Below are 15358 nucleotides of genomic sequence, written 5' to 3'. Positions count from 1 at the left end.
TCACGGCGTCAAGCGCCAAGGACCCAACGGCTTCCCGCCCAACCCATCCTGACAGACTTTCAAGACACAGGGACCCATGCATCCGCAGCTCCTGGGCCCCGGCTCTGCGTCGCACCGCTGCGCGCTGCGCCGCGTCCGGGGCACGAGAGCGGAGTTTGGCGCAACTGCAGCGTCCCCGTCATTGCGAGCGCAGCGAAGCAATCCAGGGTCTCTCCTCGGAGGGGTTCTGGATTGTTTCGTCGCTTCGCTCCTCGCAATGACGGCGGAGACAACCAAGGCCCTTGCGTTCGCCTCCATATGATGTATTTTACATCATTGTATATGCGCTAGATATCACTTATAAATCCTGATACGTGAGGTCAGATTGATCACGTCATTCCAGATGCGGGCAGCCCGCGCGCTGCTCGGCATTGACCAGAAAACGCTGGCCGAGCTTGCCGGCGTGTCGCTGCCGACCATCCAGCGGATGGAGGCATCGACCGGCAATGTGCGTGGCGTGGTCGAGACCTTGATGAAGGTGGTCGAGGCGTTCGACCGCGCCGGCGTCGAGTTGATCGGCGAGCAGGCCCGCAGCGACAGCGGCGGGCGCGGCGTGCGCCTGAAGGAGCCCGGGCCGCCGCGCAGGGTAGGGGCATGATCGTCGCGATGATCGTGCCTGCAGGGAAGAGCTAACGCACCGTCGCGTCCGGGATCGCGGCCGCACGATGCAGTGGAGCATTGTGAGGCAGCGAAGCATGAGCATCACCAGCGATCACGCGAGCGGGCTGCATCGGCTGCGCCGGCCGACCTTTGCCGAACTGTATTTGCCAAAACTCGTCACCGTCTGGCGCGAAGGTTACGGCGTCGCGGACTTTCGCGCCGACGTGTTCGCGGGCCTGACGGTTGCGATCGTCGCGCTGCCGCTGTCGATGGCGATCGCGATTGCCTCGGGCGTGACGCCGGACCGCGGCCTCTACACCGCCGTCGTCGGCGGCTTCATCGTGTCGCTGCTCGGCGGCAGCCGCTTCCAGATCGGCGGCCCCGCCGGCGCCTTCATCGTGCTGGTTGCGGTGACCGCGGAGCGGCAAGGCGTCGACGGCGTCATCCTCGCCACCATGATGGCGGGCCTCTTCCTGATCGCCGCGGGCCTCTTGCGCGTCGGCACCTACATCAAGTTCATTCCCTATCCGGTCACGGTCGGATTCACCGCCGGCATCGCGGTGATCATCTTCGCGAGCCAGCTCCGCGATCTCTCGGGCATCACGCTCGCGGGGAAAGAGCCCAGCGAGTTCGTGCCGAAGCTCGCCGCGCTCGCGGCAGGCCTGCCCACCATCAATCCGTCGGCCGTTGCCGTCGCGATCGGCAGCATCGCCATCATCGCGGCCTTGCGGGTCTGGCGTCCGTCCTGGCCCGGCATCCTGATCGCGGTCGTGTTCGCGGCCGTCGTCTGTGCGGTGTTCTCGCTGCCGGTCGAGACCATCGGCAGCCGCTTCGGCGGCATCCCGCGCGAATTACCCTCGCCGGCGCTGCCCGCGTTCTCGATTGCGAAGGCGAAAGCGGTGCTGCCCGACGCGATTTCCTTTGCGTTGCTGGCCGCCATTGAATCGCTGCTGTCGGCGGTGGTGGCCGACGGCATGACCGGACGCCGGCATCGCTCCAATTGCGAGCTGGTGGCGCAGGGCGTCGCCAATGTCGGCTCGGCGCTGTTCGGCGGCATCTGCGTTACCGGCCTGATCGCGCGCACCGCCACCAACATCCGCGCCGGCGCGCGCGGGCCGCTCGCGGGCATGCTGCATGCGGTGTTCCTGCTGCTGTTCATGCTGATTGCGGCGCCGCTCGCCAGCTACATCCCGCTCGCCGCGCTTGCCGCCGTGCTGGTGGTGGTCGCCTGGACCATGGCGGAGAAGCAGGAGTTCGCGACCCTCCTGCGCTCCTCCTGGGGCGACGCGGTAGTGCTGCTCGCAACCTTCTTGCTCACGATCTTCCGCGATCTCACCGAAGGCATCCTGGTCGGCTTCGCGCTCGGCGCGGTGCTGTTCATCCACCGCATGGCGGAGATGACCGGCATCGAGGAGCGTACGCCGCTGGTCGCCGCCGATCGCCCCGACGACGGTAATGGCGAGCGCGTGCCTTACGATCCGGGCCTTGCGATCGATCGGGACGTGCTGGTCTATCGCATCACCGGCGCGTTCTTCTTCGGCGCGGCCTCGGCGATCGGCAGCGTGCTCGACGGCATCGCCGAAAAGCGCAAGGGCCTCGTGGTCGATTTCGCCGCGGTGCCGTTCCTGGATTCGACCGCGGCCAACGTGCTCGGCCGTGTCGCCGTCAAGGCGCACCGCCAGGGCATCCGCCTGTTCATCACGGGGGCATCGCCCGCGGTCCGCCGCGCGCTGCTCACCCATGGCGTGACGCCGCCGCGCGCCCGCTATCGCGAGACCATCGCGCGCGCCGTCGCCGACATCAAGGGCGGCGCGGCGAAGCCCGCGGCCGATGACGCCGCCACGGCCTGACGCCGCACACTTCTCAAGCGGTGCGATTTGACCGACACTGCCGCCTCACGGGGTGGTGGATCGGCATGCTCAATTCACGTCGCGACGTTGCGCTGGCCTGCGCGCTCAGCATGCTGGCGGGCTATGTCGACGGCATCGGGTTCCTGCATCTCGGCGGCCTGTTCGTCTCCTTCATGAGCGGCAATTCCACGCGCCTCGGCGTCAGCCTCGCCGACGCCGCATGGTGGCAGGCTGCCGGCGCGTTCGGCCTGATCGCGCTGTTCGTGGCGGGAGCGGCCGTCGGCAGCCTCGTCGTGCTCGGCGGCGGCGCCGAGCGGCAGCCCTGGCTGCTGCTGATCGAAGCGGTGCTGCTCGCGGGGGCCGGGCTCTGCCATGCCTTTGGCCTGCCGAACCTTGCGATCGCAGCCATCGTCTTCGCGATGGGCCTGGAGAATGCCGTGTTCCAGATCGATGGCGGTGCCGGTCTCGGCCTCACCTATGTCACCGGCGCGCTGGTCAAGGTCGGCCAGCTTCTTGCGGTGAGCCTGACCGGCGGGCCGCGCTGGGGCTGGGCGCCGAACCTCCTGCTGTGGGCGGCGCTCGTCGCGGGCTCGGCGGCCGGCGCGCTGGCCTATGCCTGGATCAACCTTGCAGCGATCTGGTTCGCCGCGGGCGCGGCGCTGGTCCTGGCCGCGATCGTGGCCGCGGCGATGCGGCGCAAGCGCGCTTGACAGGGCGGGCGGGACGCGAAATGGATCGCCTCCAATACGACCCAAGGAGACGACGACAGTGACCAAGGCTCCCGCAGCCTGTCTGATCGGATGGCCGGCCGCGCATTCGCGCTCGCCGCTGATTCATCATTACTGGCTGCGCACGCTCGGCATCGAAGGCGGCTACGTGATCGAGGCGGTGCCGCCCGATGATTTGCGCGACTTCGTGCTGCGGCTGTCGCTGCGCGGTTTCGTCGGCGCCAACGTCACCATCCCGCACAAGGAAGCCGTGCTGTCGCTGTCGGCACCGGATGCGCGTGCGAAAGCCGTCGGCGCGGCCAACACGCTGTGGTTCGAGAACGGCGAGCTGCGCTCGACCAACACCGACGTCGAAGGCTTCGTCGGCAACCTCGATGCCAGCGCGCCCGGTTGGGACAAGGCGGACGAAGCACTGGTGCTCGGTGCCGGCGGCTCCTCCCGTGCGGTCGTGTTCGGCCTGCTCGAGCGCGGGGTCAAGCGCATCCATCTCGCCAATCGCACCATCGCGCGGGCAGAGACCCTTGCAAGTCAGTTCGGTCCGAACGTGCATCCTGTTACGTGGGACGCGATCGGCGACGTGTTGCCGCTCGCGAAACTTCTCGTGAACACGACCTCGCTCGGCATGCACGGCCAGCCGCCGCTCGGCGTGGAATTGGCGCGCCTGCCGCAAGAGGCCGTGGTCGCCGACCTCGTTTATGTCCCGCTGGTGACGCCGCTGCTGGCGGCCGCAAAGGCGCGCGGGCTGAAGACCGCGGACGGGCTCGGCATGCTGCTGCACCAGGCGGTGCGCGGCTTCGAGCTGTGGTTTGGCCGCAGGCCCCAGGTGACGGCCGAATTGCGCGCGCTGGTCGAAGCCGATCTCACAAAGACTTGAGCGGAGCGCGGCGAATAGCACACCACCTCCGGAGTTCTATCCCCGTGGGACAATCGGAGACCGTCATGACTATTCAACGCGTAACTTTCACACGCCCGATCATCGCCGTCGCCATGGTGGCCGCTTCCACCTTCGCGGCCTACGCGCAGAGGGCGCCGGTGCCGACGCGCGTCCGCGGCACGATCGAGAGCGTCAATGGCGACACCATGCAGGTCAAGTCACGCACCGGCGAGGACGTCAAGCTGCGCATCGCGCCTGACGTCAGCGTGTCGGGAATTACAAAGATTTCACTCGCCGACATCAAGGTCGGCTCCTTCGTCGGCGCCACCACCGTGCCGGGACCGGATGGCGCCAACAACGCCGTCGAGGTGCATGTGTTTCCGGAAAACATGCGCGGCACCGGCGAGGGCTCGCGGCCCTACGACCTCAAGCCGAACTCGAGCATGACCAACGCCACGGTGTCCGAGAGCGTGGTCGGCAATGATGGCCACACGCTGCTGGTCAAGTACAAGGACGGCGAGAAGAAGGTGTTCGTCCCCGACAACACGCCGGTGGTGACCTTCGTGCCCGGCGACAGGGGCGAGCTGAAGCCCGGCGCCCAGGTCGTCGCCTTCATGAAGCAGCTGCCGGACGGCTCGTTCGAGACCAACCGCGTCAGCGTCGGCCTCAATGGCCTGACCCCGCCGATGTGATGCGCCTTCGTGGCCCGGATGGAGGGTAGCGAAATCCGGGACCTTATCCGCGGTACGTCTGTCCCGGATTGCGCTGCGCTCCATCCGGGCTACGGAGCGTTGGAATAGGACGGCACGCGCGGTGTTTATTCCCGGTCCAGCCAACTCCCCGGAGAAACACCATGTCGAAATCGCCTTTGCTCGCGGCGTTCTTCGCCGTTGCCTTTGCTTCGATCGCCTCGGCGCAGCAGGCGCCGACGGTGCGCATCCGCGGCACCATCGAGAGCGTCGACGGCAACACGCTCGGCATCAAGACCCGCGAGGGCAGCGACGTGAAGGTGAAGATGACCGACAACGTCGCCGTCTTCGCCGTCGTCAAGACGCAGCTGTCGGAGATCAAGGAAGGTTCCTATATCGGCGTCACCGCCATGCCCGAGCCCGACGGCACCCAGAAGGCGATCGCCGTGCACATCTTCCCGGAGAACCAGCGCGGCGCCGCCGAAGGCTTCCGTCCCTGGGACGCCCGCGCCAACTCCACAATGACGAACGCGACCGTGGCCCAGACGGTGAAGGGCACCGACGGCCAGAACATCACGGTGAAGTACAAGGACGGCGAGAAGAAAGTCGTGGTGCCCCCGGACACCCCGATCGTCACCTTCGTCGCCACCGACAAGTCGGAAGTGAAGCCCGGCGGCAAGCTGATCATCTTCGGCGCGGCGAAGAAGGACGACGGCTCGCTGGAAGCGAACCGCGTGAATGTCGGCAGGGACGGCGTCACGCCGCCGATGTGAGCCGGGACGGCCGATATAGCGCACAGTTGGCGCCACAAACTCCGCTGTCGTCCCGGCGAAGGCCGGGACCCATACCGCGTGATCTATCGATCGCCTCCGGTCCTAATACCGCGCGTCGACTGAATAACTATCAGTCTTCGCCAAACCACTCCCTGTGGTTATGGGTCCCGGCTTTCGCCGGGACGACGGTGAGTTGTGGCGACGGCATTCCGTCGCGCCGAAATCTCGTAGGGTGGGCAAAGGCGCGTCAGCGCCGTGCCCACGTGTTCTTGCGTGTGATGAACATTGGTGGGCACGCTTCGCTTTGCCCACCCTACGGCACCGTCTTTGCGGCTACACCGCAATGATGTGATCGTCGATCTCCTCGACCCGGTTGACGCCGCACAGGCCCATGGTCGTGAGCAATTCCTTCTGGATGATCTCGATCGCCTTGGCGACGCCGGCCTGGCCGCCGGCGCCGAGGCCATAGGCGTAGGCGCGGCCGATCATGCAGGACTTCGCGCCGAGCGCGAGCGCGCGCATCACGTCCTGGCCGGAGCGGATGCCGCCGTCGAACATGATCTCCATCTTGTCACCGACGGCATCGACGATTTCGGGCAGCACCTCGATCGAGGACGGGGCGCCGTCGAGCTGACGGCCGCCATGGTTGGAGACGACGATCGCCTGCGCCCCGGTCTTCGCCGCGAGCTCCGCGTCCTCGACGTCGAGAATGCCCTTCAGGATCAGCTTGCCCGGCCAGATCGAGCGGATCCACTCGATGTCGCTCCAGTTCAGCGAGGTGTCGAACTGCGAGTTGATCCAGGTCGACAGCGAGGTGATGTCGTCGCTGACCTTCAGGTGACCTGCGAGATTGCCGAAGGTGCGGCGCTTGCCCTGCAGCACGCCCGACACCCAGGCCGGCTTGGTGGCGAAATCGATCAGCTTCGACAGCGACCATTCCGGCGGCACGGTCATGCCGTTCTTGATGTCCTGGTGGCGCTGTCCGATCACCTGGAGATCGACGGTCAGCACCAGCGCCGAGCATTTCGCCGCCATCGCGCGCTCGATCAGCGCCTTGATGAAGCCGCGGTCCTTCATGACGTAGAGCTGGAACCAGAACGGCTTCTCGACATTGGCGGCGATGTCCTCGATCGAGCAGATCGACATCGTCGACTGCGTGAACGGGATACCGGCGGCCTGTGCGGCGCGGCAGGCGTGGATCTCGCCGTCGCCGTGCTGCATGCCGAGCAGGCCCACGGGCGCCAGCACCAGCGGCATGGCCGAGGGCTCGCCGAGGATCGTGGTCGAGGTGTCGCGCTTGGAGACGTCGACCAGGATGCGCTGGCGGAACTTGATCGCCTGCATGTCGTCGCGGTTGGCGCGCAGCGTCTCCTCGGCATAGGAGCCGCGGTCGCAATAGTCGAAGAACGCCTTCGGCACGCGGCGCTTATGCAATGCGCGAAGATCGTCGATACAGGTGATGTGCTTCATGAACGTTTCCCCGGCCCGTCTTGCATCAAGAGTCTTGCATCGGAAGGTTTAGGGGTCATCTAGCATGGTTGGATGCACAGCCAAATCGTTTGAGAGGAGGGCGCCATGACGAGGCCGCACACGGGACCTTCGCCGGAGGAGATCAAGGAGAAGCAGGCCCTCGAGGACGCGCTGGAAGAGGGGCTCGAAGAGACCTTTCCGGGCTCCGATCCGGTCAACGTCACCCAGCCGCCACCGAGCCGCGACGACGGCCATGTGAAGCGCTCGAAGTAGGACGGGTTCCGCGCACTTTCCGATGGTCACGCCGGAACTATAATGTTAACAATATGTTACTGGGACGGCGGTGAGCCTGGTTCCGTAATGATTCATCATATTTTTTGAAGCCAAGTTAGCCGCGATGGATTTATAAGACCTCAGCAAATCAGGGATGCGGGGCCGGTTCAGGCACCCGCAGGTTGTGTTGGGGATCCCTGGTTGTTGCTTGGGGGACGATATGAGCCGCAAATATTTCGGGACGGACGGGATTCGGGGCCGCGCCAACGGACTGATCACGCCGGAGCTCGCGCTCAAGGTCGGCCAGGCCGCGGGCCTCGCGTTTCAGCGCGGTGACCACCGCCACCGGGTCGTGATCGGCAAGGACACCCGCCTGTCCGGCTACATGATCGAATACGCGATGGTCGCGGGCTTCACCTCGGTCGGCATGGACGTGCTGCTGGTCGGCCCGATGCCGACGCCGGCGGTCGCGATGCTGACCAAGTCGATGCGCGCCGATCTCGGCGTGATGATCTCGGCCTCGCACAATCTGTTCGAGGACAACGGCATCAAGCTGTTCGGCCCGCAGGGCTTCAAGCTCTCCGACGACGTCGAGAAGCAGATCGAGCAGCTGCTCGACGAGCCCATCGACAAGCGACTCGCGCAGAGCGCCAGCCTCGGCCGCGCCCGCCGCATCGACGGCGTGCATGACCGCTACATCGAATTCGCCAAGCGCACGCTGCCGCGCGACCTCTCGCTCGAGGGCCTGCGCGTCGTGATCGATTGCGCCAACGGCGCCGCCTACAAGGTGGTGCCGGAAGCGCTGTGGGAGCTGGGCGCCGACGTCGTGCCGATCGGCGTCGAGCCTGACGGTTTCAACATCAACAAGGATTGCGGCTCGACCTCGCCGGAAGCGCTGTCGAAGAAGGTGCGCGAGATGCGCGCCGACATCGGCATCGCGCTCGACGGCGACGCCGATCGCGTCATCCTGGTGGACGAGCGCGGCCACGTCGTCGACGGCGACCAGCTGCTGGCGGTGATCGCGCAGAGCTGGAAGGAGGACGGCCGTCTCTCGCGTCCCGGCATCGTCGCCACCGTGATGTCCAATCTCGGCCTCGAGCGCTTCCTGAAGGGGCAGGGGCTCGACCTCGTGCGCACGCCGGTCGGCGACCGCTACGTGCTCGAGCAGATGCTGAACGGCGGCTACAATCTCGGCGGCGAGCAGTCCGGCCACATCATCCTGTCCGACTACGCCACCACCGGCGACGGCTTCGTCGCCGCCCTGCAGGTGCTCGCCGTGGTGCAGAAGCTGCGCCGGCCGGTGTCCGAGGTCTGCCACCGCTTCGATCCGCTGCCGCAGATCCTCAAGAACGTCCGCCACAAGGGCGGCAAGCCGCTCGACGATACCGAGGTCAAGTCGGCGATCTCCGACGGCGAGAAGCGCCTCAACGGCCACGGCCGCCTGCTGATCCGCTCCTCCGGCACCGAGCCCGTGATCCGCGTCATGGGCGAGGGCGAGGACCGCCATCTGGTCGAGGACGTCGTCGACACCATCGTCTCGGCGCTCGGCCAGGCCGCGGCGTAAGCTCAAGGACGAGCGGGGTGAGGTGATCTCACCCCACGGGCAGCATTGTAGGGTGGGCAAAGCGAAGCGTGCCCACGCGTCCGTTGTCGCATTGCAAAGATCGTGGGCACGGCGCGTTGCGCCTTTGCCCACCCTACGATTCTCTTCTTCCTGGCGAGATCTCGACCCTCATGGTGAGGAGCCCGCGCAAGCGGGCGTCTCGAACCATGCAGGCCGCGCCGCCTCGCAGCAGGGCAAGCGCATCCCAGCCATTTGCGTTTGGCGGTGGTTCCACCGCGCCTTGCATCGTAATCAACTTGTCGCGGCAATCTGCCGCGCCGGGATGATCCCTTGAACAAGCCTGTCGTCGTCTCCGAGGAAACGCTGACCGAGCCCGTCGTCGTCAGCGACGTGACGCCCGCTGCTGGCAAGCCGGCCGCGGGGCCGGCCTATATCGTGCTTGCCGGCATCAGCTTCTCGCACTTCCTCAACGACACCATGCAGTCGCTGATCGCCTCGGTGTATCCGATCCTGAAGGATACCTACGCGCTCGACTTCGCGCAGATCGGCATGATCACGCTGGCCTTCCAGTTCACGGCCTCGCTGCTGCAGCCGGTGGTCGGCCACTACACCGACAAGAAGGCGCAGCCTTATTCGCTGTCGATCGGCATGGCCTCGACCTTCTTCGGCCTGCTGCTGCTCAGCGCCGCGCACCAATATCTCGTCATCCTGGTCGCCGCCGCGCTGGTCGGTCTCGGCTCGGCGGTGTTTCACCCCGAGTCCGCGCGCATCGCGCGGCTCGCCTCCGGCGGCCGCTACGGTTTTGCGCAATCGGTGTTTCAGCTCGGCGGCAGCTTCGGCACCTCGATGGGGCCGGTGCTGGCCGCGCTGATCGTGGTGCCGTTCGGGCAGGGCAGCATCGCCTGGTTCTCCTCGATCGCGTTCCTCGCGATCGTCGTGCTCTGGCGCATCGGCCGCTGGTACGCGCCGCAGATCACGACGAAGAAGGCGGCGCCCGCGCACACCCAGCCGGGCGGGCCGAGCTCGCGCCGCGTCGCCGTTGCGCTTCTCGTGCTGGTGGCGCTGCTGTTCTCCAAGCAGCTCTACGTCTCGAGCCTGTCGAGCTATTACATCTTCTACCTGATCGACCGTTTCGGCGTGTCGACGCAGACGGCGCAGATCTATCTGTTCATCTTCCTCGCGGCGAACGCGGTCGGTGCGTTCTTCGGCGGGCCGCTGGGCGATCGCTTCGGCCGCAAGATCGTGATCTGGATCTCGATCCTTGGCGCGCTGCCGTTCACGCTGGCCTTGCCCCATGCCGGGCTCTTCGCCAGCGCGGTGCTCTCCGTCATCATCGGGCTGATCATCTCCTCGACGACGTCGTCGATCATCGTGTTCGCGCAGGAGCTGGTGCCGCATCGCTTCGGCATGATCTCCGGCGTGTTCTTCGGGGTTGCTTTCGGCATCGGCGGCTTGGGCGCGGCCGTGCTCGGCAAGCTCGCCGACCACACCTCGATCGAGTTCGTCTACCAGGTCTGCGCCTACCTCCCGGCGATCGGCTTGCTCGCGGTGTTCCTGCCGAAACTGCAGCAGCCCGGGCGTTAACAAACCTTTCCTTGCTGCGTTGCGGCTTCATCAATCGTTAGCAATTTCGCCGGGCGCAAAGCGCCGAGCGCTGCATTTTTGCAACGCTCGCGCCGCATCCGCGTGTACAGTCAGAAAAAATCAACCTTAAAAATTAGGGTTAAGTGGCGCTTAAACATTTGCTGCCATCGTCCGGGTCGTGAGTTTCCAGAACGTGAGGCGTCTGCATTTTGCCTCACCGGCCATAAGGACGAAGCCAATGCGTAGCGTTAAGTCTCTCCTTGCCGCGGGTGCGGCAACCCTGATCTCCTCGATGGCGTTTGCCGCCGATATGCCGATCGCTGCGCCCCCTCCCATGTACGCACCGCCGGCTCCGCCCGCTGACTTCGGCGGCTGGTATCTCCGTGGCGACGTCGGCATGACCAACCAGCGCGCCAAGAGCATCGAGGGCGCCGTGGCGCCGGGCTTCACGAAGACGACCGAAGGGCTCGGCTTCGACTCCGCGGGGCTGTTCGATCTCGGCGTCGGCTATCGCTTCAACAACTGGTTCCGCGCCGACGTGATCGGCCAGTATCGCGGCAGGGCAAATCTGCACGGCAGCGACAACGTCGTCGGACCCGGCTTCGTCGGCGTCAACAACTACACCGGCAGCAAGTCCGAGTGGGTCGTCATGGCCAACGCCTATGTCGATCTCGGCACCTGGTGGTGCATCACCCCGTTCATCGGCGCCGGTGTCGGTGGCTCCTACAACAAGATCAGCGGCTTCCGCGACGACGGCGTGTCGTACAGCCCGCTGCTCAACAACAGCGTCGCCTACTTCGCCGACAACGGTAAGTGGAACTTCGCCTGGGCCGCTCACGCGGGTCTCGCCTACAAGGTCAACCCCGGCTTCACGGTCGAACTGGCCTACAGCTACATGAACCTCGGCGACGCAGCGCCTGGCAACTTCCGCCTGTTCGACAACAGCGCCTCCGGCCCGACCTCGATCAAGATCAAGGAGCTCACCTCGCACGACCTGAAGCTCGGCGTGCGCTGGGATCTCAACAGCCCGCCGGCCTACATGCCGCCGCCGCTCGTCACCAAGGGCTGATCGCCAGTCCGATCGGTTAAAGTTTCTTAACGGCGCGGGATCATCCCGCGCCGTTTTGCTTTGCGTATTTTTCATTGCTGGCAGGGATGAAAGGCTCCTGCGCAACCATTGGTTAAGGTTAACGAGCCATGATCATCGGCGAAAGTTCGAGTTCGATTTGGAGCGTTGCGATGCGTGGGCTTTTGTTGGCGGCGGTGATGTTGGGGACGGTGTCTGCCGCGCATGCGGCCGACATGCCGGATCTGCCGATCCTGCGCGGCAGCGTGAGCGACGGCCTGTCGAAGTCGACCCACAATTGGGACGGCTTCTATGTCGGCGGCCACGCCGGCTACACGGCCGACGCGACGGACTTCAGCCAGAGCGTGGTCGGCCTGACCAACTACATCTTCCGCGACAGCGTGCTGCAGGGGCCGACCTCGACGTGGTCGCTGCTGCAAAAGACCAACACCCAGAGCACCCATTTCGGCGGCTTCATCGGCCGCAACTGGCAATGGTACGATGCCATTCTCAGCCTCGAAGGCACCTACAGCGCCTTCAGCAACATGTCGACGTCGACGTCGGGATCGAACTCGCTCGTGATCGTCAATCCGCCGGGCGAGGTGAGAGCTCCCGGCATCACCAACAATTATGCGGTGTCGTTGACCGGTGCCGCCACGGCGCAGGTCAAGGACATGGTCACGCTGCGCGGCCGCGTCGGCTGGGACGGCGGCGACTTCATGCCCTACGCCTTCATGGGCGCCGCGGTCGGCCGCATGGACGTGTCGCGCACGGTGACGAGCGTCGTGTCGCTGCGCACGGACACGACGACGACCGACCTCTTCGGCAACACGACGACCACGCTCGGAGCGTGGGGCCCCGTTCCCGCGCAGTCGGGCACGCAGGGGCAGCACCGCACCAACACCTATGCGGTCGGTTGGACCGCGGGCCTCGGCCTCGAATACTGCATCTGGAGCGGGCTGTTCGCGCGGATCGAGTACGAGTATGTCAGGTTCTCGCCGGTCATGAACACGCAGGTGACGCTGAACAACGCGCGCCTCGGCCTCGGCTACAAGTTCTGAGCCGTCCCCTTCCTGTTGACAGCCTCCCTTCGTCCTGATGCTCTGTCGCTCCGGCAGCGGGTGGCGGCGATGAAGGTCTACGGCGACAGCAATTCGGGCAATTGCCTCAAGGTGAAGTGGGTCTGCGACAAGCTCGCGGTGCCCTATCAGTGGATCGAGGTCGACACGAGCAAAGGCGAGACGCGCACGCCGCAATTCCTCGCCATGAACGGGGCTGGCCAGGTGCCCACCGTCGCCTTCGACGACGGCCGCACGCTGGCGCAGTCCAACGCCATCATCCGCTATCTCGCCCGCGACAGCGCGCTCATTCCGCGCGATGCCTTTGCCGCCGCCAAGATGGACGAATGGCTGTTCTGGGAGCAGTACAGCCACGAGCCCTACATCGCGGTGTGCCGCTTCCAGCTCGTCTATCTCGGCAAGGATGCATCCGAGCTCGATCCCGAGAAGGTCAAGCGCGGCTATGCGGCGCTCGACCGCATGGAACGGCATCTCGCCACCAGCCGCTTCTTCGCCGGCGACGTGGCATCGCTCGCCGACGTCTCGCTGCTCGCCTATACGCGCGTTGCGCATGAAGGCGGTTTCGATCTCGGCCGCCATGCGGCCATCCGCCGCTGGATCGGCGAGGCCGAGGCATTTCTCGGCCTGCCCAAAGCGCGTTGAGTTCGCGTTGAGCCTGGAGCTTTCCGAATGAACGACAAGTCCGTCACCATCCGTCCCGCGCGCCGCGAGGACGTCCCGGCGATGATCGCCATGCTCGCCGATGACCATCTCGGTCGCGCGCGCGAGCGCCTCGAGGATCCCTTGCCCCAGGTTTATTACGCGGCGTTCGAGCGGGTCGAGCGCGATCCGAATCTCACGCTCGTGGTGGCCGAGAGCGAGGGCAGGGTGGTCGGCTGCCTGCAACTCGCCATTCTGCCCGGCATCAGCTCGCAAGGCGGCATTCGCGGACTGCTCGAAGACGTGCGCGTTGCCACTGATTGCCGCAGCCGCGGCATCGGCGAGCAATTGGTGCAATGGGCGGTGAGCGAAGCGAAGGCGCGCGGTTGCATCCTGGTCGAGCTACTGACGCATGCGAGCAGGGTTGACGCGCAGCGCTTCTACACGCGGCTCGGATTCACTGCCAGTCATGTCGGCATGACTGTCCGCTTTTGAGGCAGTGCGCAACGCGCGTTGCTCGAACAGCGAAATCGGATCGCGCATTCGTTCATCTTAAGAGCTGATAAACTACCCAGCCGTCGTTCACGTTCCCGCCGGAACGAACAGTGCTACGCAGCGTCGGGTAACCGGGCTCGGTCGGTTCGGGGATTTCGATGACAAGCTATTCCATGATCAAGGTCGGCAACGACTACGTTGTGCAGGCCAACGACAAATGCATTTTGAAAGTCGGCAGTCGGCGCCGTGCGGCGCAATTGATCAGCGATGCCACGGACTTGCTGAATGCGCTCGCCCCGGTTGAGGCCCCCGGTATCGCGCCGGACGAACCATCACTCCCCCGTGAGGCTCCTGAACTTTCTTGACGACTCTTCCCGTTTCCCGTATCAGCCGCGGCGGGACACCTCCCCCCAACGGGAGGCTTACTATCTGGAAGGGTAGATTATGACTGTAGCGAAGCCCGCTTCGCGGCCGAACGTGCCGCATTTCTCCTCCGGCCCCTGCGCCAAGCGCCCCGGCTGGAACGCCCAAAATCTCAAGGACGCAGCGCTCGGCCGTTCGCATCGCGCGAAGGTCGGCAAGACCAAGCTCAAGCTCGCGATCGATCTGACGCGCGAAGTGCTTGAAGTGCCCGCCGATTATCGCATCGGCATCGTGCCGGCCTCCGATACCGGCGCGGTCGAGATGGCACTGTGGTCGCTGCTCGGTGCACGGCCCGTCACCACGCTCGCCTGGGAATCCTTCGGCGAGGGCTGGGTCAGCGACATCGTCAAGGAATTGAAGCTCAAGGACGTCACCAAGCTCAACGCGGCTTACGGTGAGATTCCCGATCTCTCGAAGGTCGATCCCAAGAGCGACGTCGTCTTCACCTGGAACGGCACCACCTCGGGTGTGCGCGTGCCGAACGCCGACTGGATCAGCGCGACCCGCGAAGGCCTGACCATCTGCGACGCGACGTCTGCCGCGTTTGCGCAGCCGCTCGACTGGGCCAAGCTCGATGTCGTCACCTTCTCCTGGCAGAAGGCGCTCGGCGGCGAAGCCGCGCATGGCATGCTGATCCTGTCGCCCCGCGCGGTGGAGCGGCTCGAGACCTACAAGCCGGCCTGGCCGCTGCCGAAGATCTTCCGCATGACCAAGGGCGGCAAGATCAACGAAGGCATCTTCGTCGGCGAGACCATCAACACGCCGTCGATGCTCTGCGTCGAGGACTATCTCGATGCGCTGAACTGGGCCAAGTCGATCGGCGGCCTCAAGGCCCTGATCGCGCGTGCCGACGCCAACACCAAGGTGCTCGCCGATTGGAAGGCGAAGACGCCCTGGATCGACTTCCTGGCCAAGGACGCGGCGATCCGCTCCAACACCTCGGTGTGCCTTAAGTTCACCGATCCCGCGATCACCTCGCTCTCCGACGACGCGCAGGCCGACTTCTCCAAGAAGCTGGTTGCCCTCGTCGAGAAGGAGGGCGCCGGCTACGACTTCGCCTATTACCGCGATGCGCCCGCCGGCCTTCGCATCTGGTGCGGCGCCACCGTCGAAGCCAAGGACGTCGAGCTGCTGACGCAGTGGATCGACTGGGCCTTCGCCGAGACCAAGGCTGCGCTCGCCAAGGCGGCGTAACGCGTTCCAACTCGTTCT

16 protein-coding genes are annotated in these 15358 nt (G+C 65.5%); 15 read left to right on the top strand and 1 reads right to left on the bottom strand.

What is annotated here, in order from left to right:
- Positions 1-364 precede the first annotated feature (364 nt).
- The 6 genes from JQ617_RS34000 (at position 365) to JQ617_RS33975 (ending at position 5553) form a co-directional block, all read left to right on the top strand.
- A complete protein-coding gene (locus JQ617_RS34000) occupies positions 365-637 on the top strand; it encodes a helix-turn-helix domain-containing protein (RefSeq protein ID WP_212030178.1) in 273 nt (90 codons plus the stop codon).
- Positions 638-734: 97 nt separating this feature from the next.
- Complete coding sequence (locus JQ617_RS33995; RefSeq protein WP_212030177.1) at positions 735-2489, top strand: SulP family inorganic anion transporter; 1755 nt, start codon at positions 735-737, stop codon at positions 2487-2489.
- A 65-nt stretch (positions 2490-2554) separates the two neighbouring features.
- Positions 2555-3199 carry a YoaK family protein gene (locus JQ617_RS33990; protein WP_212030176.1) on the top strand — a complete coding sequence of 215 codons (645 nt, stop codon included), beginning with the start codon at positions 2555-2557 and terminating at the stop codon, positions 3197-3199.
- 58 nt (positions 3200-3257) lie between these two features.
- Positions 3258-4091 (top strand): shikimate dehydrogenase, encoded by an 834-nt coding sequence (locus tag JQ617_RS33985; protein ID WP_212030175.1) that lies wholly within the window; start codon positions 3258-3260, stop codon positions 4089-4091.
- 65 nt (positions 4092-4156) lie between these two features.
- Positions 4157-4783: a hypothetical protein gene (locus JQ617_RS33980; protein ID WP_212030174.1), complete on the top strand. Its 627-nt coding sequence runs from the start codon at positions 4157-4159 to the stop codon at positions 4781-4783.
- Positions 4784-4944: 161 nt separating this feature from the next.
- On the top strand, positions 4945-5553 hold the full coding sequence (locus JQ617_RS33975) for a single stranded DNA-binding domain-containing protein (RefSeq protein WP_212030173.1): 609 nt from the start codon (positions 4945-4947) through the stop codon (positions 5551-5553).
- A gap of 333 nt (positions 5554-5886) precedes the next feature.
- Here the strand turns inward: JQ617_RS33975 and JQ617_RS33970 are convergent, their stop codons facing one another.
- Positions 5887-7023: an alpha-hydroxy acid oxidase gene (locus JQ617_RS33970; protein WP_212030172.1), complete on the bottom strand. Its 1137-nt coding sequence runs from the start codon at positions 7021-7023 to the stop codon at positions 5887-5889.
- Between the two features lie 105 nt (positions 7024-7128).
- On the opposite strand from JQ617_RS33970, the gene JQ617_RS33965 reads away from it, so the two are divergent.
- The 9 genes from JQ617_RS33965 (at position 7129) to JQ617_RS33925 (ending at position 15340) form a co-directional block, all read left to right on the top strand.
- Entirely contained in the window at positions 7129-7296 is a 168-nt protein-coding gene (locus tag JQ617_RS33965) for a hypothetical protein (RefSeq protein WP_212030171.1), read from the top strand.
- 220 nt (positions 7297-7516) lie between these two features.
- Positions 7517-8860 carry a phosphoglucosamine mutase gene (gene glmM / locus JQ617_RS33960; protein WP_063687378.1) on the top strand — a complete coding sequence of 448 codons (1344 nt, stop codon included), beginning with the start codon at positions 7517-7519 and terminating at the stop codon, positions 8858-8860.
- 330 nt (positions 8861-9190) lie between these two features.
- Positions 9191-10444: an MFS transporter gene (locus JQ617_RS33955; protein ID WP_212030170.1), complete on the top strand. Its 1254-nt coding sequence runs from the start codon at positions 9191-9193 to the stop codon at positions 10442-10444.
- Between the two features lie 238 nt (positions 10445-10682).
- Positions 10683-11513, top strand: a complete 831-nt coding sequence (locus JQ617_RS33950; RefSeq protein ID WP_212030169.1) for an outer membrane protein — start codon at positions 10683-10685, stop codon at positions 11511-11513.
- A gap of 170 nt (positions 11514-11683) precedes the next feature.
- The gene (locus JQ617_RS33945) at positions 11684-12571 is read left to right on the top strand and encodes an outer membrane protein (RefSeq protein ID WP_212030168.1); all 888 of its coding nucleotides are present in this window, start codon (positions 11684-11686) and stop codon (positions 12569-12571) included.
- A gap of 69 nt (positions 12572-12640) precedes the next feature.
- Positions 12641-13231, top strand: coding sequence for a glutathione S-transferase family protein (locus tag JQ617_RS33940; RefSeq protein WP_212030167.1), 591 nt, complete (start codon positions 12641-12643; stop codon positions 13229-13231).
- A 27-nt stretch (positions 13232-13258) separates the two neighbouring features.
- Positions 13259-13723: a GNAT family N-acetyltransferase gene (locus JQ617_RS33935; RefSeq protein WP_212030166.1), complete on the top strand. Its 465-nt coding sequence runs from the start codon at positions 13259-13261 to the stop codon at positions 13721-13723.
- A 158-nt stretch (positions 13724-13881) separates the two neighbouring features.
- Complete coding sequence (locus tag JQ617_RS33930; protein WP_063687388.1) at positions 13882-14088, top strand: hypothetical protein; 207 nt, start codon at positions 13882-13884, stop codon at positions 14086-14088.
- A 79-nt stretch (positions 14089-14167) separates the two neighbouring features.
- Positions 14168-15340: a phosphoserine transaminase gene (locus JQ617_RS33925; protein ID WP_212030165.1), complete on the top strand. Its 1173-nt coding sequence runs from the start codon at positions 14168-14170 to the stop codon at positions 15338-15340.
- Positions 15341-15358 lie beyond the last annotated feature (18 nt).

It is taken from the genome of Bradyrhizobium sp. KB893862 SZCCT0404 (genome assembly GCF_018130885.1).
Lineage (GTDB): Bacteria > Pseudomonadota > Alphaproteobacteria > Rhizobiales > Xanthobacteraceae > Bradyrhizobium > Bradyrhizobium stylosanthis.
This window is presented reverse-complemented; position numbering and strand designations above follow the sequence as displayed.

Excerpts from the sequence above, each read along its gene's own strand:
- JQ617_RS33995 (WP_212030177.1), top strand. The coding sequence starts at position 735 with ATGAGCATCACCAGCGATCACGCGAGCGGGCTGCATCGGCTGCGCCGG.
- JQ617_RS33990 (WP_212030176.1), top strand. The coding sequence starts at position 2,555 with ATGCTCAATTCACGTCGCGACGTTGCGCTGGCCTGCGCGCTCAGCATG.
- JQ617_RS33980 (WP_212030174.1), top strand. The coding sequence starts at position 4,157 with ATGACTATTCAACGCGTAACTTTCACACGCCCGATCATCGCCGTCGCC.
- JQ617_RS33975 (WP_212030173.1), top strand. The coding sequence starts at position 4,945 with ATGTCGAAATCGCCTTTGCTCGCGGCGTTCTTCGCCGTTGCCTTTGCT.
- JQ617_RS33970 (WP_212030172.1), bottom strand. The coding sequence starts at position 7,023 with ATGAAGCACATCACCTGTATCGACGATCTTCGCGCATTGCATAAGCGC.
- JQ617_RS33965 (WP_212030171.1), top strand. The coding sequence starts at position 7,129 with ATGACGAGGCCGCACACGGGACCTTCGCCGGAGGAGATCAAGGAGAAG.
- glmM (WP_063687378.1), top strand. The coding sequence starts at position 7,517 with ATGAGCCGCAAATATTTCGGGACGGACGGGATTCGGGGCCGCGCCAAC.
- JQ617_RS33950 (WP_212030169.1), top strand. The coding sequence starts at position 10,683 with ATGCGTAGCGTTAAGTCTCTCCTTGCCGCGGGTGCGGCAACCCTGATC.
- JQ617_RS33945 (WP_212030168.1), top strand. The coding sequence starts at position 11,684 with ATGCGTGGGCTTTTGTTGGCGGCGGTGATGTTGGGGACGGTGTCTGCC.
- JQ617_RS33940 (WP_212030167.1), top strand. The coding sequence starts at position 12,641 with ATGAAGGTCTACGGCGACAGCAATTCGGGCAATTGCCTCAAGGTGAAG.
- JQ617_RS33935 (WP_212030166.1), top strand. The coding sequence starts at position 13,259 with ATGAACGACAAGTCCGTCACCATCCGTCCCGCGCGCCGCGAGGACGTC.
- JQ617_RS33930 (WP_063687388.1), top strand. The coding sequence starts at position 13,882 with ATGACAAGCTATTCCATGATCAAGGTCGGCAACGACTACGTTGTGCAG.
- JQ617_RS33925 (WP_212030165.1), top strand. The coding sequence starts at position 14,168 with ATGACTGTAGCGAAGCCCGCTTCGCGGCCGAACGTGCCGCATTTCTCC.